16 protein-coding genes are annotated in these 17,626 nt (G+C 71.8%); 2 read left to right on the top strand and 14 right to left on the bottom strand.

Annotation, left to right across the window (positions count from 1 at the left end):
- Nucleotides 1-63 precede the first annotated feature (63 nt).
- The 5 genes from OG811_RS17990 to OG811_RS17970 form a co-directional block, all read right to left on the bottom strand.
- Nucleotides 64-1,752 (bottom strand): ribonuclease J, encoded by a 1,689-nt coding sequence (locus OG811_RS17990; RefSeq protein WP_406067266.1) that lies wholly within the window; start codon nucleotides 1,750-1,752, stop codon nucleotides 64-66.
- Nucleotides 1,753-1,804: 52 nt separating this feature from the next.
- On the bottom strand, nucleotides 1,805-2,731 hold the full coding sequence (gene dapA, locus OG811_RS17985) for a 4-hydroxy-tetrahydrodipicolinate synthase (RefSeq protein ID WP_406067265.1): 927 nt from the start codon (nucleotides 2,729-2,731) through the stop codon (nucleotides 1,805-1,807).
- 46 nt (nucleotides 2,732-2,777) lie between these two features.
- Entirely contained in the window at nucleotides 2,778-3,518 is a 741-nt protein-coding gene (gene thyX, locus OG811_RS17980; protein WP_406075781.1) for an FAD-dependent thymidylate synthase, read from the bottom strand.
- Nucleotides 3,519-3,876: 358 nt separating this feature from the next.
- Nucleotides 3,877-4,398 carry a DUF2752 domain-containing protein gene (locus OG811_RS17975; protein ID WP_406075779.1) on the bottom strand — a complete coding sequence of 174 codons (522 nt, stop codon included), beginning with the start codon at nucleotides 4,396-4,398 and terminating at the stop codon, nucleotides 3,877-3,879.
- Nucleotides 4,399-4,462: 64 nt separating this feature from the next.
- A complete protein-coding gene (locus tag OG811_RS17970) occupies nucleotides 4,463-5,692 on the bottom strand; it encodes a winged helix-turn-helix domain-containing protein (protein WP_406067263.1) in 1,230 nt (409 codons plus the stop codon).
- A 79-nt stretch (nucleotides 5,693-5,771) separates the two neighbouring features.
- Between OG811_RS17970 and OG811_RS17965 the strand changes: the two genes are divergently transcribed.
- Nucleotides 5,772-6,323, top strand: coding sequence for a GNAT family N-acetyltransferase (locus OG811_RS17965; RefSeq protein WP_406067261.1), 552 nt, complete (start codon nucleotides 5,772-5,774; stop codon nucleotides 6,321-6,323).
- Here the strand turns inward: OG811_RS17965 and OG811_RS17960 are convergent.
- Nucleotides 6,222-7,496 (bottom strand): glycosyltransferase family 87 protein, encoded by a 1,275-nt coding sequence (locus OG811_RS17960; RefSeq protein WP_406067259.1) that lies wholly within the window; start codon nucleotides 7,494-7,496, stop codon nucleotides 6,222-6,224. The two genes, OG811_RS17965 and OG811_RS17960, sit on opposite strands and share 102 nt — an antisense overlap.
- A 35-nt stretch (nucleotides 7,497-7,531) precedes the next feature.
- Here OG811_RS17960 and OG811_RS17955 point away from each other — a divergent pair, with 35 nt between their 5' ends.
- Nucleotides 7,532-8,113 (top strand): GNAT family N-acetyltransferase, encoded by a 582-nt coding sequence (locus OG811_RS17955; protein ID WP_406067258.1) that lies wholly within the window; start codon nucleotides 7,532-7,534, stop codon nucleotides 8,111-8,113.
- Between the two features lie 64 nt (nucleotides 8,114-8,177).
- Here the strand turns inward: OG811_RS17955 and OG811_RS17950 are convergent, their stop codons facing one another.
- From OG811_RS17950 to OG811_RS17915, 8 genes are all read right to left on the bottom strand, one after another.
- On the bottom strand, nucleotides 8,178-8,702 hold the full coding sequence (locus tag OG811_RS17950) for a GNAT family N-acetyltransferase (RefSeq protein WP_406067257.1): 525 nt from the start codon (nucleotides 8,700-8,702) through the stop codon (nucleotides 8,178-8,180).
- A 70-nt stretch (nucleotides 8,703-8,772) separates the two neighbouring features.
- Complete coding sequence (dapB, locus tag OG811_RS17945) at nucleotides 8,773-9,540, bottom strand: 4-hydroxy-tetrahydrodipicolinate reductase (protein WP_406067255.1); 768 nt, start codon at nucleotides 9,538-9,540, stop codon at nucleotides 8,773-8,775.
- Between the two features lie 71 nt (nucleotides 9,541-9,611).
- Nucleotides 9,612-11,009: a M16 family metallopeptidase gene (locus OG811_RS17940; protein ID WP_406067253.1), complete on the bottom strand. Its 1,398-nt coding sequence runs from the start codon at nucleotides 11,007-11,009 to the stop codon at nucleotides 9,612-9,614.
- Nucleotides 11,010-11,056: 47 nt separating this feature from the next.
- Nucleotides 11,057-13,447, bottom strand: coding sequence for a polyribonucleotide nucleotidyltransferase (locus tag OG811_RS17935; RefSeq protein ID WP_406067252.1), 2,391 nt, complete (start codon nucleotides 13,445-13,447; stop codon nucleotides 11,057-11,059).
- 226 nt (nucleotides 13,448-13,673) lie between these two features.
- Entirely contained in the window at nucleotides 13,674-13,943 is a 270-nt protein-coding gene (rpsO, locus tag OG811_RS17930) for a 30S ribosomal protein S15 (protein WP_030337594.1), read from the bottom strand.
- A 199-nt stretch (nucleotides 13,944-14,142) separates the two neighbouring features.
- On the bottom strand, nucleotides 14,143-15,072 hold the full coding sequence (locus OG811_RS17925; RefSeq protein ID WP_406067250.1) for a bifunctional riboflavin kinase/FAD synthetase: 930 nt from the start codon (nucleotides 15,070-15,072) through the stop codon (nucleotides 14,143-14,145).
- Between the two features lie 76 nt (nucleotides 15,073-15,148).
- Nucleotides 15,149-16,033 carry a tRNA pseudouridine(55) synthase TruB gene (truB, locus tag OG811_RS17920; protein WP_406067249.1) on the bottom strand — a complete coding sequence of 295 codons (885 nt, stop codon included), beginning with the start codon at nucleotides 16,031-16,033 and terminating at the stop codon, nucleotides 15,149-15,151.
- 97 nt (nucleotides 16,034-16,130) lie between these two features.
- Nucleotides 16,131-17,456, bottom strand: a complete 1,326-nt coding sequence (locus OG811_RS17915) for an MATE family efflux transporter (protein WP_406067247.1) — start codon at nucleotides 17,454-17,456, stop codon at nucleotides 16,131-16,133.
- Nucleotides 17,457-17,626: the final 170 nt, after the last annotated feature.

The raw sequence follows: 17,626 nt of genomic DNA, 5'->3' as shown, positions 1-17,626 counted from the left end.
TCCCTGGAACGCGGCGACGCCGGCCCACCCCGTTGAGGGTGGACCGGCGTCAGCGGAAGTTGCTCAGACCTCGACGACGGTGGGCACGATCATCGGTCGACGACGGTACTTGTCGTTGACCCACCGCCCCACCGTCCGCCGGACGATCTGCTGGAGCTGGTGCGGGTCGGTGATGCCGTCCGCGGCGGCCCGGTTGAGCGCCTCGGTGACCAGCGGAACCACCGGGTTGAACGCCTCCGGGTCCTCGGAGAAGCCCTTCGCGGACAGCGTCGGGCCGGCGACCACCTTGCCGGTGACCGAGTCGACGACCACGGTGGTGGCGATGAAGCCGCCGTCACCGAGGATCCGCCGCTCGGTGAGCAACGACTCGCTGACGTCACCGACGGCGAGGCCGTCCACGTAGACGTACCGGCTCTTCACGTGCCCGACCAGGCTGGCGCGGCCCTCGACCAGGTCGACCACGTCGCCGTCCTCGCAGATCACCACCCGGTCGGCGGCGACCCCGGATTCGATGCCGAGCCGGGCGTGGGCGCGCAGGTGGCGCCACTCGCCGTGCACCGGCATCAGGTTGCTGGGCCGGACCACGTTGAGCAGGTAGAGCAGCTCCCCGGCGGGGGCGTGCCCGGAGACGTGCACCTTCGCCACGTCCTTGTGCACGACCACCGCGCCGGCCCGGGCGAGCCGGTTGATCACCCGGTAGACCGAGGTCTCGTTACCGGGAACCAGCGAGGAGGCCAGCACGACGGTGTCACCGGGGGCGATGGTGATGTGCCGGTGGTCGCCGCTGGCCATCCGGCCCAGCGCGCTCATCGGCTCGCCCTGGGAACCGGTGGACATCAGCACGATCTGCTCCGGCGGCAACGTGGTCGCCTCCTCGATCCCGATGACCAGGCCGGCCGGGATGTTGAGCAGGCCGAGGTCCCGGGCGATGCCCATGTTGCGGACCATGGACCGGCCGATCAGCGCGACCTTGCGGCCGTGCTCGCCGGCGGAGTCGAAGACCTGCTGCACACGGTGCACGTGCGAGGCGAACGAGGCGACGATGATGCGGCCCTTGGCCTTCGCGAAGATCGAGTCGAGCACCGGCCCGATCTCCCGCTCCGGGGTGACGAAGCCGGGGATCTCCGCGTTGGTGGAGTCGGACAACAGCAGGTCGACACCTTCGGCGCCGAGCCGGGCGAAGCCGGCCAGGTCGGTGATCCGGCCGTCCAGCGGGAGCTGGTCCATCTTGAAGTCGCCGGTGTGCAGCACCAGACCTGCGGGGGTGCGGATGGCGACCGCGAGGGCGTCCGGGATCGAGTGGTTGACCGCGAAGAACTCACACTCGAACGGGCCGAGCCGCTCGCGCCCGCCCTCCCGCACGGTCAGCGTGTACGGCTGGATCCGCCGCTCGGCCAACTTCGCCTCGACCAGGGCGAGGGTGAACTGTGAGCCGACCAGCGGTATGTCGGGCTTGTGGGCGAGCAGGTACGGCACCGCCCCGATGTGGTCCTCATGGCCGTGCGTCAGCACGATCGCCTGGACGTCGGCCAGCCGGTCCAGGATCGGGCCGAAGTCGGGCAGGATCAGGTCCACACCCGGCTGCTCGACGTCGGGGAACAGGACTCCGCAGTCGACGATCAGCAACTTGCCGTCGAACTCGAAGACGGTCATGTTCCGACCAATGGCGCCGAGCCCGCCGAGCGGGATGATCCGCAGGCCACCTTCCGGCAGCGGCGGGGGTAGTTCCGCCTCGATGTGCGCCTCGGTCACGCGTCCACCTCATTCTGCGACGCCGTAACCCGGCGCCCATCGTGTCGTTCGATCATTCGGGCAGCTCCAGGCCCACTGCCGCGAAGTCCGCGCGCAGCTGGGCAATCTCGTCGTTGGTGGCGTGCATCAGCGGGGGGCGCACCGGGCCGGCCGGCAGGCCGAGCGCCGCCAGACCCGCCTTCACCAGAATGGTGCCCTGGGTGCGGAAGATGCCGGTGAACAGCGGCAGCAGCCGCCGGTGCAGGGCAAGCGCGGTCGGCATGTCCCCCGCGTCGTACGCCTCGATCATCTGTGCGGTCAGCGCCCCGGTGAAGTGCGTCGAGGTGCCGACCAAGCCCACGCTGCCGACGGCCAGCGCCGGCAGGGTGAGTACGTCCTCGCCGCTGTAGAAGGCGAGGGCGGTCCGGCTGGTCACCCAGCTGGTGGCGGTCAGGTCGCCCTTGGCGTCCTTGACCGCGACGATCCGGCCGTGTTCGGCGAGCCGGACCAGCGTCTCGGTGTCGATCGGCACGCCGGAGCGGTGCGGGATGTCGTACAGCATCACCGGCAGGCCGGTGGCGTCGGCCACCGCGGTGAAGTGCCGCAGCAATCCGCTCTGCGGCGGCTTGTTGTAGTACGGGGTGACCACCAGCAGGCCGTGTGCGCCCGCCTTCTCGGCGGCGACGGCCAGCTCGATGGTGTGCCGGGTGTCGTTGGTGCCGACCCCGGCGACGACCTTGGCGCGGTCGCCGACGGCCTCCACCACGACCCGGATCAGCTGTTCCTTTTCCGCGTCGGTGGTGGTCGGCGACTCGCCGGTGGTGCCGTTGACCACCAGCGCATCGTTGCCCTGCTCGTCGACCAGGTAGCTCGCCAGCCGGGCGACACCGTCGAGGTCGAGTGAGCCGTCGGAGGCGAACGGGCTCACCATAGCGGTGAGCAGCCGGCCGAAGGGGCGGGACACCGGTCGGGCGGCGGCGTCGGGGTGGTCGTGCGTCATACCCCCAACCTAGCGGACGACCAGCAGGGGCCCGCCGGGGAAGGGCTCAGGACGCCTCGTGCGGGCTGACCGCCACCTCGCTGCCGTCCGGCAGCGTGGAGATCACGAAGTCGGCGAACACGTTCGGAGCGACTCCCTGCAGCTGGCGCAGGCACTCCACGGCCAGCTCACGGATCTCCACATCGGCGTGCTCGGTCGCCCGCATCGCGATGAAGTGCCGCCAGGCCCGGTAGTTGCCGGTGACCACGATCCGGGTCTCGGTGGCGTTGGGCAGCACCGCCCGGGCCGCCTGCCGCGCCTGCTTGCGGCGCAGCGTCGGGTTCGGCTCGTCGGAGAAGCGCTGTTCGAGGCCCTCCAGCAACTCGGTGTACGCCCGAACGCTCGCCTCGGCGGCCTCGACGAACTTTTTGTGCAGCTCCGGGTCGTCGGCGATGACCGCCGGCTCGACCATGGCCGCGTCCCGCTCCGGGACGTACCGCTGGGAGAGCTGGGAGTACGAGAAGTGCCGGTGCCGGATCAGCTCGTGGGTGAAGGAGCGGGACACGCCGGTGAAGTAGAAGGTGACCGACCCGTGCTCCAGCACCGAGAGGTGCCCGACCTCGAGGATGTGCGCCAGGTAGCCAGAATTGGTGGCGGTCGCCGGGTTCGGCTTCTTCCAGGACTGGTAGCAGGCCCGGCCGGCGAACTCGGCGAGCGCCTGGCCACCCTCCGCGTCGGTCGACCACGGCACGTCGTCCGGGGCCGCGAACTGGGTCCACGCGATCAACTTGACCTGGGGCTGCACCATCTCCGGCATTCCAGGGACTGTAGTGGCGCGGCACCTCCCGACCCAACTCGGGCGCGCCCTGTGCAATGTCGATCACCCAGGCGGTGTCGGAGCCGAACATGCCCGGGGCGTGGGCCAAGGCTCGGATACCCGACCTCGGGGCTGGGGACAGTTCCCTGGCGTCCTTTGGAGCTGAATCGTCTGCGACATCAGCCGTCCCGGCCGTTGCCTTGAGCGGCCTCGAGCGGCCGAGCGGCCTCGAGCGGTGACGGCCGGAGGAAGCGGGTGATGTCGTAAACGATTCAGCTCCAAAGGGGCCCGAACACACATGCCGGCCGAGCGGCGGCCCCCGCGAATCGGCGAATCGCAGGAGTGCGGGTCAGACGTAGAGCGAGGTGAACGGCGCCCAGGGCAGGTTGCGGAGCACCGAGAAGGCCAGCCACGCGGCCAGGAAACCGCCGATGACCTTCGAGCTGATCCGCAGCTCGGGCAGCCGCCAGCCGAACGCCTGGTGGCCCGCCCAGGCCACGAAGAGGTACGCGAGGAACGGCAGCGCGAAGATGAACAGGAAGTGGTGCCGGGCGGCGGCCGGCAGGTCGCCGTGCAGCACGTACCAGAGGGCGCGGGTGCCGCCGCAGCCCGGGCAGTCCAGCCCGGTGGTCAACTTGAGCAGACAGGTGGGCGCGGCGTCCGGGTCGGCGTGGGTCGGATTGCTGACCAGCGCGTAGGCCATGCCGACGGCGACGCAGCCGACTGCGGCCAGCGGCACCGCCCAGCGCGGCGAACGCTCGTAGAGCCGCAGCACGAACCGGGTGAGCCGGTCCGGCTCGGGCGCTGGGTAACCACCCGGCGGGGGCGGCGGCCAGCCGTCCGGCACCGTGTGGACCGCGTCGGCCGGCACCGTGTGGACCGCCCCGGGGGCGGGCTGCGGCTGGTCGACCGGACCGGGAGCACTCGTCACGCGCTCACGGTACACCGGACACGCTGGCCAACGCGGCGGTGAGCGGACCGGCCAGGTCGCCGGCCACGGGCGGTGCCACCGCGTCCAGGCCGAGCCAGCCGGCCAGCCGGTACAGCTCGGCGGCGAGCGCCACCGCGGTCTCCCCCGGGTCGGCGCCGGGCTCGACCCAGGCGGCCGGCACCAGCAGCACCCCGGCCCTGCGGTCGGCCTTCAGGTCGACCCGGGCGGTGAACCGGTCGCCCTGCAGAAAGGGCAGCACGTAGTAGCCGTAGACCCGCTGCGGCGCCGGAACGTAGATCTCGATCCGGTAGCTGAAGCCGAACAGCCGCTCGGCCCGGGCACGTTCCCAGACCAGCGGGTCGAAGGGGCTGACCAGTGTGTTGCCCCGGATCCACCGGGGCAACCGGGCGGACGCGTGCAACCACGCCGGCTGGCGCCAGCCCGCCACGGTGACCGGCACCAGCTCACCCGCCTCGGCCAGCTCCGCGACGGCCTGCCGGGCACCGGCCAGCGGCAGCCGGAAGTAGTCACGCAGCTCCGGCTCGGCGGCCACCCCGAGCGACCGCGCGGCAAGGGCCACCAACGTGCGGTACGCCTCGGCGTCGGTCGGGGTGGGCGCGGCCAGCACCGCGGCGGGCAGCACCCGCTCGGGCAGGTCGTAGCGACGGGCAAAGGAGGTGCTGCGCTCCGCGGCGGCCACCTCGCCGGCCCAGAAGAGGAACTCCAACGCCCGCTTGACCGCCGACCAGTTCCATCCCCAGTTGCCGGTTTCCCGGGGCGCGTCGTGCTCGATCTCGGCAGCGGTCAGCGGACCTCGGGCGGCCACCTCGTCGCGGACCCAGGCGACCAGCTCCGGCTGCTCCTGGGCGATCCGCCGCATACCGCCCCAGGATTCGCTGTGTGCCCGGGCCATCCGCCAGCGCAGCATCGGGTGCAGCTCGACCGGGACCAGCGACGCCTCGTGGCCCCAGTATTCGAACAGCTCACGCGGGCGACGGTAGGCGGCCTGGTCGAGCAGTGTGGTCGGGTAGGGCCCGAGCCGGCTGTAGAGCGGTAGGTAGTGCGCGCGTTGCAGCACGTTGACCGAGTCCATCTGGATCAACCCGACCCGGTCGAGCACCCGGCGCAGGTGCCGGCGGGTGGGCACACCGGCTGGCGCCGGGTCGGCGAAGCCCTGGGCGGCGAGCGCCACCCGCCGGGCCTGGGCAATCGAGAGGGATTCCGGTGCGGTCATCGTCGGCGACCTTAATTCATGGGTACGACGTCGGTGCGGGAAGCTGGACGCGACGACCAACGGGGCATAGAACGATGCAATGCTGACCATCCGTCGGGAGGAGCCGGACGACGCCGAGGCGGTCGCCCGGGTGCACGTGCACGGCTGGCAGGCGGGCTACGCCGGCTTCATGCCGGACGAGGTGCTGGAGCGGCTCAACGTGCTCGCCTGGGCGCAGCGCCGCCGCGACGTCGGCACCGCCGATCCGGAGCACCCGTTCACCACCCTGCTCGGCGAGGTGGACGGGCTGGTCGTCGGCTTCACCACCTTCGGGCCGTACCGCCGCAATCAGGACCGGGACGACCTGGACCCGACGGTCGGCGAGGTGGTGGCGCTCTACGTGGAGCCGGCGTACTGGGGTGACGGGACTGCCGCCGCGCTCCTGGCCGCCGCTCGGGTCGGGCTCACCGAGCGGGGCTGGACCGGGTACCGGGCGTGGGTGCTGTCGGAGAACCGACGGGCCCGCCGGTTCTCCGAGCGGGCCGGGCTGTCAGCGGACGGCGCGCGGTCGACCTACCAGGTGCCGCTCGCCGGTGGGCAGCCCCCGGTCAGTCTGGTCGAGCTGCGGTACGCCGGACGCCTCGACACCTGACCCGCGCGGGCTCAGCCACCGGCGGATCGGCAGGAAGGCCAGCAGCGCCAGGCTGATCCACACGTAGGCGTTGCTGCCCAGGAAGCCGTCGACGCCGCTGAAGTCCTTTTCCCAGAACCAGACGGTCCGGCTGATCAGCAGCACGTACCCGATGGTCGCGGCGACCAGCAGGACCCGCCGTCGGCGGCCGGCCGGCGCGGCCATCGCGTTGTCGACCAGCAGGATCAGCGCGGGCAGCAGCCAGACCAGGTGGTGCACCCAGGTAACCGGGCTGACCAGGCACATCACCGCGCCGGTCAGCGCCAGGCCGGTGGCCTCGTCACCGGCCGCGACGGCGGCCCGGGATCGCCAGGCCCAGAGCGCCAGGGTGCCGAACACCAGCAGCAGCCACAGCACGGTGCTCGGGTGCTCGGGGTCGAGCCGGGCGACCACCCCGCGCAGCGACTGGTTGGAGACGAAGGAGAGCTCGCCCACCCGGCCGGTGTTCCACAGCGCCTCGGTCCAGAACTCCCGGGACGCGTCCGGGAAGAGCGCACCGGCCAGCAGCGACACCCCGGCGGCCGTGCCGCAGGCGGTGAGAGCGGCCCGCCACCGCCCGGTCACCAACAGGTAGACGATGAAGACGCCCGGGGTCAGTTTGATCGCGGTGGCGAGCCCGATGCCCACCCCGGCCCACCGGTTGCCGGCCGGCAGCAGCCGCAGCAGATCGACCGCCACCAGGAAGAGCATCAGCATGTTGACCTGGCCGAAGTTGACCGTCTCCCGCATCGGCTCGAACGCGGCGGCCAGGCAGAGCGCCACGGCGAGCGCAAACCACGGGGTCCAACCGGCGCGGCGGGCGATCGGGTCGACCAGCCACCAGATCAGCACCGCGGTGGTGACCACGCTGGCGAGCACGCTCACCACGATCGCGGCCGACCACGGCAGGTACGCCATCGGCAGCATCACCAGCGCGGCGAACGGCGGATACGTGAAGCCGTACTGGGTGCCGGGCTTGAGGTAGTCGTAGATCTCCCCGCCGTCGTGGACCCACCAGGTCAACGCGCCGTAGTAGACCTTCAGGTCGAAGAAGCCGTGCCGTACGGCCGCAACGGCGAGGAACGCGGTGACCGCCGCGGCGAGCACCACCACGCCGGCGACCTGCGCGGTCGTCTTGTTGGCACCCTGCGCCACCGTCGTCTCCCTCGCCCTGCGTAGGCTTCCGTCCCATGGCTCTCGGGTACGTCCGCCCGGCGCGTCCTGAGGACGCCGGCGAGATCGCACGCATCCAGCTCGCAACCTGGCGGGTCGCGTACCGCCGGATCCTTCCTCGGCATGTGCTCGACAACCTGGACGAGGCGTTCCTCGCCCGGCGGTGGAGCGCCGCGGTGCTGGAGCCGCCCTCGGGCGCGCACCGGGTGCTGGTCGCCGTCGAACAGGCCGAGCAATCGTATCTGGTGGGGTTCGCCGCCTCCGGCCCGGCCGACGGCGAGGCGTTGGCCCCGGGTGAGCCGGCCGACGCGCTCGGCCCGGATGTGGCGGCGGTGACCGACCTGCTGGTGGAGCCGCGCTGGGGCCGGCGCGGGCACGGCAGCCGGCTGCTCGCCGCGGCCGTCGACCTGTGGCGTGAGGACGGCCTGAGTCGGGCGGTGGCCTGGGCGTTCGAGGGGGACGAGGCGACCCGGACGTTCCTCACCAGCACCGGTTGGGAGCCCGACGGCGCGGCCCGCGCGCTGGACGTCGACGACATGCTGGTTCCACAGGTACGCCTGCACGTGGGCGTCCCGACCGAGAAGGTGCCAGCGGAGTGACCGGTGTGGCGGCCCCGGGCCCGGGGCCGCCCCGCCACCCCTTGCGTTGATCATGGAGTTGTTGTCAGTCGGCCCGGCGTGTCGGCGCAATAACTTCATGATCAACGCGAGGGGTGGGGGTGGGGGTTTGTTGGGTTATCAGCTCTTCTTCGTCTAGCGCGCCTGTGGGGTGGAAGCCGAGGGACGTGTAGAGGGAGGCGGCCTGGGTGTTGTCGGGGTGGTAGGAGAGACGGACCGGGGGATTGCCATCCCTTGCGGACAGCCAGGTGGCCAGGGTCTGCACCGTGGCTCGGCCCACGCCACGGCTCTGCTCCGGGGCGTCGATCAGCATCCCGCCGATCCAGTGCGAACCGTCGTCGTCCACACCCCACATGACGTGGCCGACGACGGTCTCGTCCGCGTACACCGCGAGTGAGGTCCACACCTCGGAGCGGGTGCTGAGCAGCAGGTAGCGGGCACCCAGCGCGGCCACGAAGCGGCGCTGGTCGTCGCGCGGGGCGACATCCGCCACCGCCCGCCAGTTGTCGTCGTCCACCGGGCGCAGGGTGACCAGCCGCCCGGCCCGGTCCAGGTGTCCACCATTGATCATGGCCGCAGCCTAGGATCGGCCCGGCCCCGGGAGCGAGCGGGTTTCCGGCCCGCCCGCCGGCTCGGCACTGTCAGTCGAGCAGGGCGTCCAGGCCGACCGTGAGGCCGGGGCGGTTGCGCACCGCGCGGACGGCCAGCAGCACGCCCGGCATGAACGACACCCGGTCGTACGAGTCGTGGCGGATGGTCAGCGTCTCGCCGGTGGTGCCGAAGAGCACCTCCTGGTGGGCGACGAGCCCGGTGGCACGCACCGCGTGGACGCGTACCCCGTCGATCTCGGCGCCGCGCGCGCCCAGCACCTCGTTCCTGGTGGCGTCCGGGACCGGACCGAGACCGGCCTCGGCGCGGGCCTGGGCGATCTGCCGGGCGGTGTGGGTGGCGGTGCCGCTCGGGGCGTCCAGCTTGCTCGGGTGGTGCTGTTCGATGATTTCGACGGACTCGAAGTGCCGGGCGGCCCGCGCGGCGAACTGCATCATCAGCACCGCGCCGATGCCGAAGTTCGGGGCGATGACCACGCCCACGCCGGGCTTGCGGGCCAGCCAACCGCGCACCTGCTCCAACCGCTGCTCGGTGAAGCCGGTCGTGCCGACCACCGCGCTGATGCCCTGGTCGATGCACCACTCCAGGTTGTCCATGACGACGTCCGGCGTGGTGAAGTCGACGACCACCTCGACGCCGGAGACGGCGGAACGGCTGTCGCCCTGGTCGATCGACGCCGCCAGCTCAAGGTCGGCGGCGGCGGCGACCGCCTTGCAGACCTCGATACCCATCCGGCCGCGGGCACCGAACACGCCGACCCGCAGCGGCTCGGCCGGGGTCTTCTCCTGTGCGTCAGTCACGGGGCACAACCTATCCCAATCGGGACGTGCTCCTCTGGCCGGGACATCCCCCCAACCAGCGGCGGCAGCCCTCAGACGGCGAAGTCGCCCGCGCCGAACGGGCCGACCACGGCCAGCGACATCGGCCTGCTGAGCAGCTCGGCAGCGAGGACGTTCACGTCCTCCACGGTGACCTCGTCGACCCGACGGAGCAACTCGTCCACGGGCATCAGGTCACCGTAGAGCAGCTCACCCTTGGCCAGTCGGCTCATCCGGGAACCGGTGTCCTCCAGGCCGAGCACGAACGAGCCCTTGCTCATCCCCTTGCCCCGGGCCACCTCGGCCTCGGTCAACCCGTCGGCAGCCACCCGGGCCAGCTCGGCACGGGTCAGGGCCAGGACCTCGTCCACCTTGCCCGGCGCGCAGCCGGCGTAGACGGCGAACAGGCCGCTGTCGGCGTACTGGCTGGCGTAGGAGTAGACCGAGTACGCCAGGCCGCGCTGCTCGCGAATCTCCTGGAACAGGCGGCTGGACATGCCACCGCCGAGCACGTTGTTGAGCACCCCGAGAGCGAAGCGCCGCTCGTCGAGGCGGTCGATGCCGGGGCAGCCGAGGATGACGTGCGCCTGCTCGGTCTCCTTCGGCTCCACCAGGGTGGTCGCCGACCTGGTCGGTACCGCCGGGGTCGCCGCGCGGTGCGGCGCCGGGGTGGCGGGGTCGCTGTCCAGCGGGGTGCCACGCAGAGCTTGGCGGACCAGCTTGACCACTGCGGCGTGGTCGAGGTTGCCAGCGGCGGCGATGACGATCTGCGGCGCGGTGTAGCGACCCCGGTAGAAGCTCTGGATCTGCCGCCGAGTCATCGGCGTGACGGTTTCCCCGGTGCCGGAGATCAGCCGACCCAGCGGGTGGTCGCCGTAGACGGCCTGGACGAAGAGGTCGTGCACCTCGTCACCGGGCTCGTCGTCGTGCATGGCGATCTCTTCCAGGATCACGCCGCGCTCGGTCTCGACGTCGGCCGGCTCCAACAGCGAGTCGGCGACCAGGTCGCACATCACGTCGATCGCCAGCGGCAGGTCCTCGTCCAGCACCCGGGCGTAGTAGCAGGTGTATTCCTTCGTGGTGAACGCGTTGGTCTCACCACCCACCGCCTCGATCTGCGAGGAGATCTCCAGTGCGGTGCGCTTGTGGGTGCCCTTGAAGAGCAGGTGCTCGAGGAAGTGCGCGGCACCGGCCTGCGGGCCGGTCTCGTCGCGCGAGCCGACCGCCACCCAGATGCCGAACGAGACGCTGCGCATCGCCGGAATCGCCTCGGTGAGCACGCGCAGGCCGCTGGGCAGCACGGTACGTCGTACCGTGCCGCCCAGCGGGTCGTCGCTGAGCGTTCGGGTCACCGCGCGGGCGGTGCCGCCGGAGCGGCCCGCCCCGGTGTCCCGAGACGCGGCCACCCCCCGTCGATCCGGTGGAAACGGCGCGCTGATGGCCCGACTCACGTACTGCTCCCGGTTCGACGAGGGGTGGGTGATGCGATGTACGACGATCAGCTGTGCCGGGTCCGGCGGCGCGGACGCTCGCCGCCCTCGCCACCACCCTCGCCGCCGCCGTTGCCGCCCTCGCCGCCGCGCTCCGGGCCACGCCCGCCCCGGTCGCCGCCGCGCTCACGGTCGCCGCGGTCACGCGGAGCCCGGTCGCCCCGGTCCCGACCAGCCGGCCGGTCACCAGCGGCGGCCTCACCGGCGGCCGGCGCCTCGGTGCCCTCCGGGCGGACCTTGTCCAGGTAGATCTTGCCGCGGGCGTCGATGTCCGCGATCTCGACCTCGACCCGGTCGCCGACGTTGAGGAAGTCCTCAACGCGCTCGACCCGCTTGCCGTCGCCCACCTTGGAGATGTGCAGCAGGCCGTCACGGCCCGGCAGGAGCGAGACGAACGCGCCGAACGCGGCGGTCTTGACCACCGTGCCGAGGAACCGCTCGCCCTGCTTCGGCAGCGTCGGGTTGGCGATCCCATTGATCCGGTCGACGGCCGCCTGGGCCGACGGGCCGTTGGTGGCGCCGACGTAGATCGTGCCGTCGTCCTCGATGGAGATCTCGGCGCCGGTCTCGTCCTGGATCGCGTTGATGGTCTGACCCTTCGGGCCGATCACCATGCCGATCTTGTCCACCGGGATCTTGACGGTGGTGACCCGAGGCGCGTAGTCGGACATCTCGGCCGGAGCCTCGATCGCCGCCTTCATGACCCCGAGGATGACCTGCCGGGCCTCGTTCGCCTGCTGCAGCGCGGCGGCCAGCACGTCCGACGGAATGCCGTTGAGCTTGGTGTCGAGCTGGAGCGCGGTGACGAAGTCCGGGGTACCGGCGACCTTGAAGTCCATGTCACCGAACGCGTCCTCGGCACCGAGGATGTCGGTCAGCGTCACGTACTGGGTCTTGCCGTCCACCTCGTCGGAGATGAGCCCCATCGCGATGCCGGCGACCGGTGCCTTCAGCGGGACACCCGCGGAGAGCAGACCCAGCGTCGACGCGCAGACCGAACCCATCGAGGTGGAGCCGTTGGAGCTGAGCGCCTCCGACACCTGCCGGATGGCGTACGGGAACTCCTCACGCGACGGCAGCACCGGGATCAGCGCACGCTCGGCGAGGGCACCGTGGCCGATCTCGCGACGCTTCGGCGAGCCGACCCGGCCGGTCTCACCGGTCGAGTAGGGCGGGAAGTTGTAGTTGTGCATGTAGCGCTTGCGGTTCTCGGGGGACAGCGTGTCCACCATCTGCTCCATGCGGAGCATGTTCAGCGTGGTGACGCCCAGGATCTGAGTCTCGCCCCGCTCGAACAACGCCGAACCGTGCACCCGGGGCAGCACGCCAACCTCGGCGGTCAGTGCCCGGATGTCACGCGGGCCACGCCCGTCCATGCGGACCTGCTCGCGCAGCACGCGGTTGCGCACCTCGGACTTGGTCAGCGACCGGAAGGCAGCGCTGAGCTCCTTCTCCCGACCCTCGAACCGGCCACCCAGCTCCTCGGCGACGCGGGCCTTGACCCGGTCCAGGGCTTCCTCGCGGTCGGCCTTGCCGGCGATGGTGATCGCCTCGGCCACCTCGCTGCGGGCCAGGTCGGCGACGGCCTGGTACACGTCGTCCTGGTAGTCCAGGAAGACCGGGAACTCGGTGACCGGCTTGGCGGCGACCTCGGCCAGCTCGCTCTGTGCGCGGCACAGCTCACGGATCGCCGGCTTGGCGGCCTCCAGGCCGCTGGCCACGATCTCCTCGGTCGGGGCGGTGGCCCCGGCCGAGATCAGGGCGACGGCGTTCGGCGTGGCCTCAGCCTCGACCATCATGATCGCGACGTCGCCGTCCTCGAGCGTGCGACCGGCCACGACCATGTCGAAGGTGGCGCGGGCCAGCTCCTCCAGGGTCGGGAAGGCAACCCACTGGCCGTCGATGTGGGCGACCCGGGTCGCACCGATCGGGCCGGAGAACGGCAGGCCGGAGAGCTTGGTCGACATCGAGGCGGCGTTGATCGCCACGACGTCGTACGGGTGCTGCGGGTCGAGCGCGAGGATGGTCTCGACGACCTGGACCTCGTTGCGCAGGCCCTTGACGAAGGACGGGCGCAGCGGCCGGTCGATCAGCCGGCAGGTGAGGATCGCGTCCTCGCTGGGCCGGCCCTCACGGCGGAAGAACGAGCCGGGAATGCGGCCCGCGGCGTACATCCGCTCCTCGACATCGACGGTCAGCGGGAAGAAGTCGAACTGCTCCTTCGGGTGCTTACCGGCGGTCGTGGCGGAGAGAACGACCGTCTCGCCCAGCTGGGCGATGACGGAACCGGCGGCCTGGCGAGCCAGCCGGCCGGTGGAGAAGGTGATCTCGCGGGTGCCGAAGGACCCGTTGTCGATCACGGCGGTGCGGGATTCGGTGCCGAGTTTGGTCTCGGTCATGTGTTGTCGTGCTCCTTCGCGTCGTGGGCCCACGACATCGGGGAGCTGCTCAGCCGGCCGGTCTTCGATCGAAGCGCCCGGGTGGCCGGCATGATGCCGGGTTCCCGGGGGCCACTACCGGAGACCGGTACGCTGACCGGCTCCCTCTCGGGTGGTCGCGCGGCCCGTGTTTCTTCAGGTGGGACGCCGTACGGGGGAGCGGCCGGTCGGCCACTCCCCCGTCACGTCACCGGCGCAGGCCGAGCCGCTCGATGAGCGACCGGTAGCGCGCAATGTCCTTCTTCTGGACGTAGTTGAGCAACCGGCGGCGCCGGCCGACCAGCAGCAGCAGCCCACGGCGGCTGTGGTGGTCGTGCTTGTGCACCTTCAGGTGCTCGGTCAGCTCGGCGATCCGCTTGGTGAGGACCGCGACCTGAACCTCCGGCGAACCGGTGTCGCCCTCGGCGGTTGCGTACTCCGCGCGGATGCTGGCCTTGGCTTCCTGGTCGAGCGCCATGTTCTCCCTGTTTCGATGGTTGATCAAGTAGGTGTCCGTCGTTCCGGTGGACCGGGAACGGACCGGTACCTCGCACCCGCGGCGTCGAGCAGGCACGCGAGGCCCCACGCCGGTCACCCGACGTCCCCGCAAGACTACCAGCACTCGCCGGTAACACCCGGCGAAGGGCCTCGATGGGGGCCAGGTCACCCCACGACGATCAGGCCAGAGCGCGCCGGGTGCGCGCCACGTCCTGTTCGATCTGGGCGATCAACGGCTCGATCGCGTCGTACCGGACCTGACCGCGCAGGTGCGCCACGAAGTCCAGGGCCAGGCGCTCGCCGTACAGGTCGCCGGAGAAATCCAGCGCGTACGCCTCCACCCGCCGCTCCCGGCCGGAGAAGGTCGGATTGGTGCCCACCGACACCGCCGCCATCAGCGGCTCACGCTGCCCGCGGCGGATCAGCCGGGCCGCGTACACCCCGTCGGCGGGCACCGCCGCGTACCGGTGGCAGAGCAGGTTGGCGGTGGGGAAGCCGAGTTCCCGCCCCCGCTGGTCGCCGCGGACCACCACGCCCTCCAGCCGGTGTGGGCGACCCAGCGCGGCGGCCGCCGCTCCCACGTCGCCCGCGTCGACGCAGGAACGGATGTACGTGGAGGAGAAGACGGTGCCGTCCTCGGCGACCAGCGGGCCGCCCTCCACGCCGAAACCGAAGGTCTGACCCAGCCGCTCCAACAGCGCCACGTCGCCGGCCGCCCGGTGCCCGAAGCGGAAGTTGCCGCCGACCACCACCAACGCCGCGTGCAGGTGCTCGACCAGCACGTCGTGCACGAACTGCTCGGCCGTCAGTCGGGAGAACTCCGGGGTGAAGGGCACCACGCAGAGCACGTCCACGCCGAGCGCCTCGATCAGCTCCGCCTTACGGGCCGGCTCGGTGAGCACCGCAGGATGCGAACCGGGGCGGACCACCTCGGCCGGGTGCGGGTCGAAGGTGACCACCACCGACTGCACGCCCAACTCCCGGGCTCGGGCCACGGCGTGCCCGATGGTCGCCTGGTGCCCCCTGTGCACGCCGTCGAAGACGCCGATGGTGACGACCGAGCGTCCCCACCCACCGGGCGCCGCGTCGTACCCCCGCCACCGCTGCATGCCGTTCCTTCCTGCTGTCCCGCCGGCCGGCGGGTCGACACCGCCGGCCACCGGCCGACGGACCTGCGCCCCGCCGTCAGGCCGGGGCGAGCACGATCTCCGCGCGAGCCCGCCCGTCCCGCTCGCTGACGATAGCGATCAAGCCCCCCGCCGGCCCGAAGACGGCGTACGGGCCGGTGAGGCCGGCCGGGTCCAGCGGCCCGCCGTGGGCGAGCACCCGCGCCTCCTCGGGCGTGGCTTCCCGGCGCGGGAAGAACCGGTCGGCCGCCGCGTCCAGCGGCAGGTTCACCACGTCCGGGGCGCGCTGTTCCAACTCGTCGAGGGTTGCCGCCTCGGCGAGGGTGAAGCCACCCACCGCGGTCCGCCGCAACGCCGTCAGGTGCCCACCGACACCGAGCGCCAGGCCCGCGTCCCGGGCGATGGCCCGGATGTACGTGCCGGAGGAGCAGGTCACGTCCACATCCACGTCCACCACGTCCGGCTCGGTGCGGCGGATCGCCAGCACCTCCAACCGGGAGATGGTGACCCGCCGTGCGGGCAACTCGACGCTCTCCCCGTCACGGACCCGCTTGTACGCGCGCTGTCCGTCGATCTTGATGGCGCTGACCGCGCTCGGCACCTGGTCGACCTCGCCGCTGAGCGCGCCCAGCGCCGACCGGATCGCCTCGTCGGTGACCTGACCGGCCGGCACGGTGGCGATCACGTCGCCCTCGGCGTCGTCGGTGACGGTGGCCTGGCCGAGCCGGATGGTGCCGGTGTAGCTCTTGCCCGCGCCGATCACATAGGTCAGCAGGCGGGTGGCCCGGCCCACGCCGATCACCAGCACACCGGTGGCCATCGGGTCGAGGGTGCCGCCGTGCCCGACCCGCCGGGTCTTCGCCAGCCGGCGGATCCGCGCCACCACGTCGTGCGACGTCATGCCGCCGGACTTGTCGACCACGATCAGACCATCGATGCTCACGTCGGCCAAGCCTGCCAGACGGCCCGTACCCCGGAGTGCGTGGGCACGCCCGGCGTGACCCGAGCGACCAGCGCCAGACCGGCAGCGCCAGAGCCCCTCAGCGGACCGCGCCGGTCACCGCCCAGCTGCCGTTGCGCAGTCGCAGCAGCAGGGCGACCAGCCGGATCACCACGAACAGGGTGAGCCCGGCCCAGATGCCGCCCAGCCCGAGATCGAGCACGTACGCCAGCCAGATGGCCGGCAGGAAGCCGCCGAGCGCCGCCACGATCGTGAGGTTGCGCAGGTAACGCACGTCGCCGGCGCCGATCAGCACGCCGTCGAGGGCGAACACCACCCCGGCCAGCGGCAGCATGACGACGAACCACGGCCAGGCCACCATGGCCTGCTCGCGTACCCCTTGATCGGAGCTGAACCACGACGGCACGACGCCGGCGCCGGCGGCGACGAGCAGCGCGAAACCGACGCCGCAGACGCCGCCGAGCAGCCCGACCCGGCGGGCGAGCGCCCGCGCGCCCGCGTCGTCGCCGGCGCCGAGCGCGGCACCGACCAGGGACTGCGCGGCGATGGCGAGGGCGTCGAGCACCAGCGCGGTGAAGAACCAGAGTTGCAGGGCGATCTGGTGGGCGCCGACGGCGGCGGCGCCGAAGCGGGCGGCGACGGCGGTCGCGGAGAGGAAGCTGGCCTGGAACGCCAGGCCACGGATCAGCAGGTCCCGGCTGAGCACCAACTGCTGGCGGATCACTCGGGGCCGGGGCCGCAGCGACACCCGCTCGACAACCAGCGCAGCGGCGAAGAGCACCCCGCAGAGCGTCTGCGCGACGACGTTGGCCACCGCCGAGCCGATCAGGCCCAACCCGCCGGGATAGACCAGCAGCGGGCAGAGCAGCGCGGAGAGCAGGTTGGGGCCGAGCACGAAGACCAACGGGCGGCGAGTGTCCTGCACACCGCGCAGCCAGCCGTTGCCGGCGGCGGCGAGCAGCAGGCCGGGGGCGCCGAGGGCCGCGATCCGCAGCCAGTGCGCGGCGGCGTCGGCCACCTCGCCACCACCGCCGGCGAGGGTACGCGCGAGCGCGCCCCCGCCGAACTGCATGCCGATCGCGATCAGCAGACCGACACCGAACGCCAGCCAGGACGACTGGACACCTTCGGCCACGGCGGCTGCCCGGTCACCGGCGCCGAAGCGGCGGGCCGCGCGCCCGGTGGTGCCGTACGCGACCACGGTGCCGACCCACGCGGTGAGCGTCATCACGGTGCCGCCGACGGCGAGCGCGGCGAGCGGAACCCGGCCGAGGTGGCCGACCACGGCGGTGTCGACCAGCACGTAGAGCGGCTCAGCGGCGAGCACCACGAGGGCCGGCAGTGCGAGGCTGGCGATCCGCCGAGGCGAGGCGGATCGGTGGATGGTGGCGGCGGTCTGACTCATCGCCGCCGATCCTGGCACGAGCGCGGTAAGGATCGCAATCCCGCCGACTGCTTACTCCGTCGGTGGGTGGCGCTCAGGCTCGTCGCGGTTCCCCGGGCAGCGCCTACCGTCGGGCAGTCGGGCCGGCCGGGAGCGGGCCTCTGGTCAGAGGCTTTGGAGCTGATGTCGTA

This window comes from Micromonospora sp. NBC_01638 (genome assembly GCF_045209745.1).
Taxonomy (GTDB): Bacteria; Actinomycetota; Actinomycetes; order Mycobacteriales; family Micromonosporaceae; genus Micromonospora.
This window is presented reverse-complemented; position numbering and strand designations above follow the sequence as displayed.